The 9146-nt window shown below is 72.2% G+C and carries 6 protein-coding genes; 4 read left to right on the forward strand and 2 right to left on the reverse strand.

Annotation, left to right across the window (positions count from 1 at the left end):
• Positions 1 to 7: 7 nt before the first annotated feature.
• On the forward strand, positions 8 to 517 hold the full coding sequence (locus tag ACIBK0_RS43100; protein ID WP_399093012.1) for a GNAT family N-acetyltransferase: 510 nt from the start codon (positions 8 to 10) through the stop codon (positions 515 to 517).
• On the opposite strand, the gene ACIBK0_RS43105 is transcribed toward ACIBK0_RS43100, so the two are convergent.
• Both ACIBK0_RS43105 and ACIBK0_RS43110 read right to left on the reverse strand, forming a co-directional pair.
• On the reverse strand, positions 514 to 2115 hold the full coding sequence (locus tag ACIBK0_RS43105; RefSeq protein WP_399093015.1) for an AMP-binding protein: 1602 nt from the start codon (positions 2113 to 2115) through the stop codon (positions 514 to 516). The genes ACIBK0_RS43100 and ACIBK0_RS43105 overlap by 4 nt on opposite strands.
• Positions 2112 to 3788: an AMP-binding protein gene (locus ACIBK0_RS43110; RefSeq protein ID WP_399093018.1), complete on the reverse strand. Its 1677-nt coding sequence runs from the start codon at positions 3786 to 3788 to the stop codon at positions 2112 to 2114. The genes ACIBK0_RS43105 and ACIBK0_RS43110 overlap by 4 nt, the downstream gene beginning before the upstream one ends.
• A 101-nt stretch (positions 3789 to 3889) precedes the next feature.
• Here ACIBK0_RS43110 and ACIBK0_RS43115 point away from each other — a divergent pair, with 101 nt between their 5' ends.
• The 3 genes from ACIBK0_RS43115 (at position 3890) to ACIBK0_RS43125 (ending at position 8990) form a co-directional block, all read left to right on the forward strand.
• On the forward strand, positions 3890 to 4744 hold the full coding sequence (locus ACIBK0_RS43115; RefSeq protein WP_399093020.1) for a response regulator transcription factor: 855 nt from the start codon (positions 3890 to 3892) through the stop codon (positions 4742 to 4744).
• Positions 4745 to 5069: 325 nt separating this feature from the next.
• Positions 5070 to 7919 (forward strand): AAA family ATPase, encoded by a 2850-nt coding sequence (locus tag ACIBK0_RS43120; RefSeq protein ID WP_399093023.1) that lies wholly within the window; start codon positions 5070 to 5072, stop codon positions 7917 to 7919.
• Between the two features lie 279 nt (positions 7920 to 8198).
• Positions 8199 to 8990 (forward strand): S1 family peptidase, encoded by a 792-nt coding sequence (locus ACIBK0_RS43125; RefSeq protein WP_399093026.1) that lies wholly within the window; start codon positions 8199 to 8201, stop codon positions 8988 to 8990.
• Positions 8991 to 9146 lie beyond the last annotated feature (156 nt).

Raw genomic sequence — 9146 nt, forward strand, 5'->3', positions numbered from 1 at the left:
TCGACGCATGCGCATCCGCCGCGCGGCCCCCGACGAGCTCCCCGCCCTGCAGGACATCGAACGCGCAGCGGGCGACCCCTTCCGGGAACTGGGCATGGCCGACATCGCCGACGACGAGCCGCCCGCCCTGGACCTGCTGGACGGCTACCGGCGAGCGGGCCGCGCCTGGGTCGCCGTGGACGAGGAGGACCGCCCCAGGGCCTACCTGATCGCCGAGCCGGTGGACGGCGCGCTCCACATCGAGCAGATATCGGTCCATCCGGAGGCCGCACGCCGGGGCGTGGGCCGGACTCTCCTCGCGTACGCCGCCGACCGCGCACAAGAGGAGGGCTTGACCGGTCTCACGCTGACCACCTTCGCGCAGGTCCCGTGGAACGCTCCGTACTACCTCCGCATCGGGTTCCGGGTCCTGGAAGAAGCCGAACTCACCCCTGGCCTGCGGATGATCCGCGCCGCGGAGGCCGGGCACGGCCTCGACCGGTGGCCACGCGTCTGCATGCGCAGAGCCACGACCTAGTACGTCTCCCGCAGCTCGATCTTCCGCACCTTCCCCGAGACCGTCATCGGAAAGGCCTCCAGGATCCGCAGCCGACTGGGGATCTTGTAGTGCGCCAGCTGTCCTTCGCAGAAGGCCCGCAGCTCCTCCAGCGTCAGCGGGTCGGCCGGGTCACGCGGGATGACGCAGGCGAGCACCTCCTCGCCGTAGCGCTCGTGGGGTATGCCGACCACCTGGACGTCGGCAATCTTCGGATGGGCGTACAGGAACTCCTCGATCTCGCGCGGGTAGATGTTCTCGCCGCCCCTGATGATCATGTCCTTGATGCGCCCGACGATCTCGACGTAGCCGTCCTCGCGCATCATGGCCAGGTCGCCGGTGTGCATCCAGCGGCCGGGGTCGATGGCCTCGGCGGTCTTCTCGGGCTCGTTCCAGTAGCCGAGCATCACGCTGTAGCCGCGGGTGCACAGCTCACCGGCGGTGCCGCGCGGCTGGGTCACACCGTCCACGGGGTCGACGACCTTCACCTCGATGTGCGGGAGCACCCGGCCGACGGTGCCCGTGCGGTGTTCGAGGTCGTCCTCCCTCCGGGTCTGCAAGGACACGGGTGAGGTCTCGGTCATGCCGTAGCAGATGGACACCTCCTCCATGTGCATCTCGGCGACCACCCGCTTCATCACCTCGACCGGGCAGGGCGAGCCCGCCATGATGCCGGTGCGCAGGGAGGACAGGTCGTACGTCGCGAAGTCGGGGAGGTTCAACTCCGCGATGAACATGGTGGGCACGCCGTACAGCGACGTACAGCGCTCCTGCTGGACGGCCTTCAGGGTGGCCGCGGGGTCGAAGGACGGGGCGGGGATCACGATGCACGCGCCGTGCGAGGTGGCGCCGAGGTTGCCCATGACCATGCCGAAGCAGTGGTAGAAGGGCACCGGCAGGCAGACCCGGTCCTGCTCGGTGTAGCCGACCGTGCGGCCCACCCAGTAGCCGTTGTTGAGGATGTTGTGGTGGGAGAGCGTGGCCCCCTTGGGAAAGCCCGTGGTGCCCGAGGTGTACTGGATGTTGACCGGGTCATCGCAGCTCAACTCGGCTGCGGCCACGGCTAGTTGCCGAGGGTCGACGGACGCGGCGCCCGCCGTCAGGGCGTCCCACGAAGGGGCGCCGATGTACACCGTGTCCCGCAACTCCGGGCACTTCTCCCGAACCTGGTTGACCAGGGCCCGGTAGTCGCTGCTCTTGTGCTCCTGCGAGGCGATCAGGACCGAGATCCCCGCCTGCCGCAGTACGTACTCCAACTCGTGTGCACGATAGGCGGGGTTGATGTTGACCATGATCGCGCCGATGCGGGCGGTGGCGTACTGGACGAGCACCCACTCGGGGCAGTTGATCGCCCAGATGCCGACGCGGTCGCCCTTCAGCACGCCCTTGGCGAGCAGCCCGCGCGCCACCTCGTCCACCGCGGCCCCGAACTCGGCGTACGTCCAACGCCGTCCGGAGTCCACGTCCACCAGCGCGTCACGCTCGGGGTGGGCGGCGATCGCCCGGTCCAGGTTGGCCCCGATCGTGTCGCCGAGAAGGGGCGTCGTGCTCGTGCCGTGGGCGTACGACAGTTCGGTCACCGGAAGTCCTCCTCGCGGTACTCCGCGTCCGAGCCGGCGGCCGTGGCCTCGCGCAGCTCGATCCGGCGGATCTTGCCGGACACGGTCTTGGGGAGTGCGCCGAACTCCAGACGGCGGATGCGCTTGTAGGGCGCGAGGACCGTCCGGGAGTGCTCGAAGAGCACCTTGGCGGTGTCGGGTCCCGGCTCGTAACTCTCCGCTAGGACGATGTACGCCTTCGGCACGGCGAGCCGCAGTTCGTCGGGGGCCGGGACCACGGCGGCTTCCGCGACGGCCTCGTGCTCCAGCAGCGCGCTCTCCAGCTCGAAGGGCGAGATCTTGTAGTCGCTGGCCTTGAACACGTCGTCGGCGCGGCCCACGTATGTGATGTAGCCGTCGGCGTCGCGCGAGCCGATGTCGCCGGTGCGGTAGTAGCCGCCGGCCATCGCCTCCGCCGTCCGGTCGGCGTCGCCGTGGTAGCCGGTCATCAGGCCCACGGGGTGCGCGGACAGGTCGAGCGAGATCTCGCCCTCGTCCGCGCCCGGCGCGCCGGACACCGGGTCGAGCAGTTCCACGCGGAAGCCGGGGCTGGGCCGTCCCATGGAACCCGTCTTGAGCCGCTGCCCCGGGCTGTTGGAGACCTGCACGGCCGTCTCGGTCTGCCCGAAGCCGTCCCGGATGGTGACGCCCCAGGCACGCCGCACCTGCTCGATGACCTCGGGGTTGAGCGGCTCTCCCGCGGCCACGGCCTCGCGCGGCGGCGTCCGCAGCTGTGTCAGATCGGCCTGGATGAGCATGCGCCACACGGTGGGCGGGGCGCAGAACGTCGTCACGCCCGCCCCGTCCATCTCCGCCATCAGCCGGCCCGCGTCGAAGCGCGTGTAGTTGTGGATGAAGACGGTGGCCTCCGCGTTCCAGGGCGCGAAGAGGTTGGACCAGGCGTGCTTGGCCCAGCCGGGCGAGGAGATGTTCAGGTGCACGTCACCGGGCTCGAGCCCGATCCAGTACATGGTCGCCAGATGACCGATCGGATACGAGACATGCGTGTGCTCGACCAGTTTGGGGCGGGCCGTGGTGCCGGAGGTGAAGTAGAGCATCAGCGGGTCGTCCGACCGGGTGGGACCGTCGGGCTCGAAGGGCGCGTCGGCGGCGTACGTCTCCGCGTAGGACCGCCACCCGGGCCGCGCGGCGCCGACCGCGATCCGGGTGTAGCCGCCCGGCACCTCGTCGAATTTCTCGGTGTCCTCGGACCGGACGATGACGTGCCGGACGCGGCCGCGCTCCACACGGTCGCGCAGGTCGGCGGCGCCGAGCAGCGGAGTGGCCGGAATGACGACAGCGCGCAGCTTCATCGCGGCGAGGGCCGTCTCCCACAACTCGACCTGGTTGCCGAGCATGACCAGGATGCGGTCCTCGGCGCCCACGCCCTGCGCGTGCAGCCAGTTGGCCACCTGGTTCGAGCGCCGGGACATCTCGGCGAAGGTGACCTCGGTGCGCTCGCCGTCCTCCTCGACGATGTGCAGGGCGGTGCGGTCGTTGCCCCGCGCGATGACGTCGAACCAGTCGAGTGCCCAGTTGAAGTACTCCGGGCGGGGCCAGCCGAAACCCTCGTAGGCGGCCGTGTAGTCCTCGCGGTGCTCCAACAGGAAGTCCCGCGCGGCCCGGAACTGGTCCGTCGCGCTCGTCCTCGTCATGTGTCCTCCTCGTTGCCGGACAGCCGCTTACCATCGTGTATTCCGTGATGCAGGTCTCACCACCCCCGAACGGGGGTGCGCCGCGATGAAGGGGCGATCAGGTGGCAGCAGACGCAGCCGAGGCGGTGGAGATGCGTGGCGCGCTGGTACGGCTGCGGCGCGCGACGGGGCTGCCGGTCGCCTTCGGCGGCCTGGTCGAGGCCGGCCGCCAGCAGGTACGCATCAGCGAACTCAGCGGTACGGCGACGGCCGCGCTCAGCGCCCTCGCGGTGTCCTCGGGCAACGGCCTGGGCGGCAAGGCGGTGGCCCTCGCCCGGCCGTGCGCCGTGACCGACTACTCGGCCTCACGGCAGATCAGCCACGAGTACGACATGGCGGTCGCCACCGAGGGGCTGTGTTCCGTGCTGGCCGTGCCCGTCGTCGTACGCCGACGGGTGCGCGGGGTGTTGTACGGCGCCCTGCGGACGGCCCGCCCGCTGGGTGACCGCACGCTCGGCGCGGCCGTCGCGGCGGCCCGGGACGTGGAGCAGGCGCTGGTCGTGCAGGACGAGGCGCGGGATCTGTTGGCCGCCGCGCGGGAGCCCGGCCCGCTGGCGGGGAGTGCCGCGTGGGAGGAGGTGCGCGAGGCGCACGGGGCGCTGCGCGCGCTGGCACCGCGGATCCTCGACCCGCAGCTGCGGGCCGAGCTCCTCTCCGTGTGCGGTCGGCTCGCCGAGGCGGGGCCCGGGCTCGGCGCGGGGCCCGGGCCGGGCGCGCGTCACGTTCGTCTCGCGCCGCGTGAGGTGGATGTGCTCGCCTGTGTCGCGGGCGGGGCGACCAACTCCGTTGCCGCCGAGCGGCTGGGGCTGCGTCCCGAGACCGTGAAGGGGTACCTGCGGTCGGCCATGCGGAAGCTGGGGGCGCACACCCGGTTGGAGGCGGTTGTCGCTGCGCGGCGGGCGGGGGTGCTGCCGTAGGGTTCGCCGGCTTGCGGCGCTCCGCCCCCTCGCCTCGGCCCCTCGGCCCCTCGCCTCGGCCGCTCCACGGCCACTTTCTCCGCCGCTCCGCGTCGTTTTCCTACCCACCCACCGTTTTCGACCGCTCCGCGGTCCCTGTGACCGTTTGACCGCTCCGCGGTCCACGAAAACGGCCGTTCCCCGACCCCCTGGCGTTTTTCCATTCAATCCAGCGCGACTTGAAATACCTTATGCGCACACCCTGTTATTTCCCTCACCACCCCGACAGTCCGAAATTCAAAGAGACATTGCCTAATATTGGCCCGGACACGACACGAGGGGAGCGGTGACCGTGCGAGGGGACTTCAAGGAGCCTGCGAGACCCCGCCCCGACCTGGTCATCGGCCGGGAGGAGCTCTTCGCGGGAGCGCGCGAGCAACTCTCCGGCGGGGGCAGCGTGTTGGTGCACGGCCCCGCGGGAATTGGAAAGTCGACCATCCTGCGGGCGCTGGCCGCGGAATGCGCCGCATCCGCACGAACCGTGTTGCGCTGCTCCGCCACCGAGTCCGAATCCCACCTCCCCTTCCTCGCCCTGGCCGACCTCCTCGGCCTGGTCGTGGACGAGGTCTCCGACCGGTTGCCGGCTCCGCAGCGCACCGCCCTGGAGTCGGCGCTCACCGGCCGCGGTGAATCCACCCTCCAGCGCGACGGTCTGGCACTGCGGCTCGCCGTGCTGTCGGTGTTCCGGGCGCTGGCCGCCCAGGGCCCGGTGCTGATCGTCGCCGACGACCTGCAGTGGCTCGACCCGGCCAGCGCCGAACTGCTCGGCTTCGCCGCCCGTCGGCTCGGGGGCATGCCCGTACGAATGCTGTGCGCCGTACGTACGGACACCGAACCGCAGGGCCAACAGCACGACCGCCATCTACGCGCGTCCCCGCCGGACACCCTGGCCGTGCGGGTCAACCCGCTCTCCCGCGCCCAGGTGGCCGCGCTCCTCGACCATCGCGGCTACACCGACCTGCCCCGCTCCACCGTGCGGGACATCCACCGCACCAGCGGCGGAAACCCCCTGTTCGCACTGGAGTTGGGCCGCGCCCTCGCCGAATCCGTGACCCCGCCGAGCCCGGGCGAGCCGCTTCCCGTGCCGACCTCGCTGCGCGCGCTCGTGCTCAGCCGCCTGGAGATGCTGTCCTCCGAGGCCCGCCGCACGCTGCTCGTGGCGAGCGCGGGGGCGCGCCCCACCGTGGCGCTGCTGCACGCGGCCGGTCGCGAGAACGCCGAGGCGGAGATGGCGTCGGCCGCGGAGCTCGGGCTCCTTGCCACGGAGCGCGAGACACCCGGCATCCGGTTCGCGCATCCCCTCGTCTCGGCCGCCCTGTACGCGGAGGCGAGCGCCCAGGAGCGGCGCGCCGCGCACGCCGCGCTGTCCACGGCGGCCTCCGATCCCATCGAGCGGGCCCGCCATCTCGCGCTGGCCACCACCGGAACGGACTCACGGGTCGCCACCCGGCTCGGCGAGGCCGCGGCCGCCGCCCGGGACCGCGGCGCGCCCTCGGTCGCCGCCGGACTCGGGCTGCTCGCCGCCCGGCACACCCCCGTCGGCACCGTGCCCGGCCCGGACGAACGGCGACTGGTGGCCGCCGAGGACGCACTGACGGCCGGCGAGACGGATCTCGCGCGGGACATCGCGCGCCAGGTGCTCGCCCAGGCCACCGAACCGGCGGACCGGGTGCGGGCCTGGATGGTCGTCATCGACGCCGCCGGGCAGGCCATGGCCGAGATCGACGCCGTCTTCCCGCATGCGCTCGCCGACGCGGGAGACGATCCGCGGCTGCTCGCCCTCGTCCGCTACCAACTGGCCTGGCGGGCCCTGCTCATGGACGGCGAGATGGCCAAGGCCCGCGAGGAGGCCGCCTGTGCCGCGGGGCTCGCGGCCCGTGCCGGGGACCGACCCACCGAGCTCCTCGCGCTGGGCTTCCAGGCGCAGATGGAAACCCTGATGGGGCATCCCGACGCCCCGGCGACCATTCAGCGGGCGATGCGCGAGCCGCAGGACCCCCGGGTGGCGTGCGACCACAACGGCGCCGGTGCGGCCCGCTTCCGCTGGCTCATCATGGGCGACCAGCTCGCCGAGGCCCGAACGACCATCACGGCGCTGCTGCACGAGGTGCAGCGGCGCGGGATGGTCGAGAGCGAGGTCCACTTCCTGCGCGGGCTCGCCGAGACCGAGCTGCGTGCCGGGCACTGCGGCCGGGCACTCGACCTGGCGCGCGAGAGCTTGCGGCTCGCTCGCGACACGGGGATCGGCGAGGCGGCCACCGCCATGTTCACCTCGCTCGCCGAGGCCGCGGGCGGCGACGTGGACCGCGCGCTCGCGCTCGCCCGGGAGGCCGTGGACCGCGCCGAGGAGGACGGCGACCTGATCTACCTGTCGCGCGCCCTGGGCGCCCTCGGGCACGCCCAGCTGGTCGCCGGGGACGCGGCTGCGGCGGTCCAGTCCCTGCGCCGCGTAAGGGAGTTGGAGGAGGGGCTCGGCGTGGTCGATCCCGCCCGCGGACGCTGGCACGGCGACCTCGCCGAGGCGCTGGTACGGATCGGCGAACCGTCGGAGGCACAGGACGTCATCGACGTCACCCGGGAGCGGGCCCTGCGGCTGGAACGCGAGAGTGTGCTGGCCGTCCTCGACCGCGCCGAGGCCCTCGTACGCGCCGTACGCGGCGAACAGGGCCCCGCCGAGCGCCAGTTGACGTCCGCGCAGGACCGCCTCGGCAAGCTGGGTTACGGCCTGGAGGAAGCCCGCGCGGCATACGCCCTCGCGGGCCTGCGCACCCTCCCCCACGCTCTCGGCTTCGCTCGAGCAGGGGGGACCCCCCTGCCCGGCCCCACCGCGTACGACGAGGCGTCCCGCCTCTTCCGTCGCTGCCGTGCCCTGCCCTGGCTCCGCCAGGTCGAGTCGGCGTCCACCGCCCACCCGACGTCACCTCCCCTCGCCTCCGCCGCCCTCGACACGCTCGCCGCGACCGAACGCCAGGTCGCCGCCCTCGTCATGGAGGGCGCCACCAACCGCGAGATCGCCGCGCGCCTGTTCATCAGCGTGAAGACGGTGGAGGCGACGCTCACTCGGGTGTACCGGAAGCTGGGGATCCGATCGCGGGTGGACATAGTGCGGCTGGCGGCGGAGCGCAGGACCGGCTGAGCCCGACCCCGGAGCACCGGGGCTGATTCCAGCACGTCGGAAGCCCCCAGGACGGACGGGACCAACCGGACGCCACCGTACGCCAAACCTCGGCCCGCGCGGCCGAGGGTTTTCCCTCCCTCAACTCCCTTAGGGGGTTCCCTCATTGGGAGGAGTGACCCTCCGCTTCTAACTTGGGCACAGTGCCGCTCGCTCGGGCACACGGCGCCCCACTACAGGCACCGTGCATCACCCCCCACACCCGTGCGTCCCCCCACCGGCCAACCTCCGAGGAGACCCATGTTCGGGCTCAACCGCGTCAAGAAGACCGCCGCCGTCGGCATGGCCACCGCTGCCGCCGCCGCGACCGCGCTGCTCGGCGCCCCCTCCGCCGCAGCCGCGCCCCAGCCGATCGTCGGCGGCTCGACGACCACGACGACCGCGTACCCGTTCATGATGCAGATCACGGACGCGTCCGGGAGCCAGTTCTGCGGCGGCACCCTGGTCGCGGCCAAGAAGGTCGTCACCGCCGCCCACTGCATGGTCGGCGAGACCACCAGCAGCGTCCGCGTGGTCGGCGGCAGAACGTACCTCAACGGCACGAACGGCACCGTCAGCAAGGTCAGCAAGATCTGGGTCAACCCCGACTACACGGACGCCACCAATGGCGACGACGTCGCCGTACTGACCCTGTCGACGGCGATGTCCTACACCCCGGCGTCGTACGTCTCCTCCTCGGACACCGGTGTGTACGCGGCCGGCACCACCGCCCGCATCCTCGGCTGGGGCACCACCTCGGAGAGCGGCAACTCGTCCAACCAGCTGCGCACCGCGACCGTCCCGATCGTGTCCAACTCCAGCTGCGCGAGCTCGTACGGCTCCAATTTCGTGGCCACCGACATGGTCTGCGCCGGATACACCTCCGGCGGCGTCGACACCTGCCAGGGCGACAGCGGCGGCCCGCTGCTCATCGGCGGCGTCCTGGCAGGCATCACCTCCTGGGGCGAGGGCTGCGCGGAGGCCGGCTACCCGGGCGTCTACACCCGCCTCACGACCTTCTCCAGTCTGGTGACAGCGCAGGTCAACTCGTAGTCACCGATGAACTCCTGAGTACCCCTCAGGTGAATGCCAGGGGGCGTGGGGGGGGGGGCCCCCCCCCGCCCCCCCCCCCCCCCCCCCCCCCCCCCCCCCCCCCCCCCCCCCCGCCGCGGGCGGGCCCCCCCCCCCCCCCCCCCCCCCCGCCCCGCC

The sequence above is a fragment of the Streptomyces sp. NPDC050564 genome, from assembly GCF_044457265.1.
Taxonomy (GTDB): Bacteria; Actinomycetota; Actinomycetes; order Streptomycetales; family Streptomycetaceae; genus Streptomyces.

Bases quoted from the DNA above. Each gene is read 5' to 3' on its own strand.
- ACIBK0_RS43100 (WP_399093012.1), top strand. From the start codon at position 8: ATGCGCATCCGCCGCGCGGCCCCCGACGAGCTCCCCGCCCTGCAGGAC.
- ACIBK0_RS43110 (WP_399093018.1), bottom strand. From the start codon at position 3,788: ATGACGAGGACGAGCGCGACGGACCAGTTCCGGGCCGCGCGGGACTTC.
- ACIBK0_RS43125 (WP_399093026.1), top strand. From the start codon at position 8,199: ATGTTCGGGCTCAACCGCGTCAAGAAGACCGCCGCCGTCGGCATGGCC.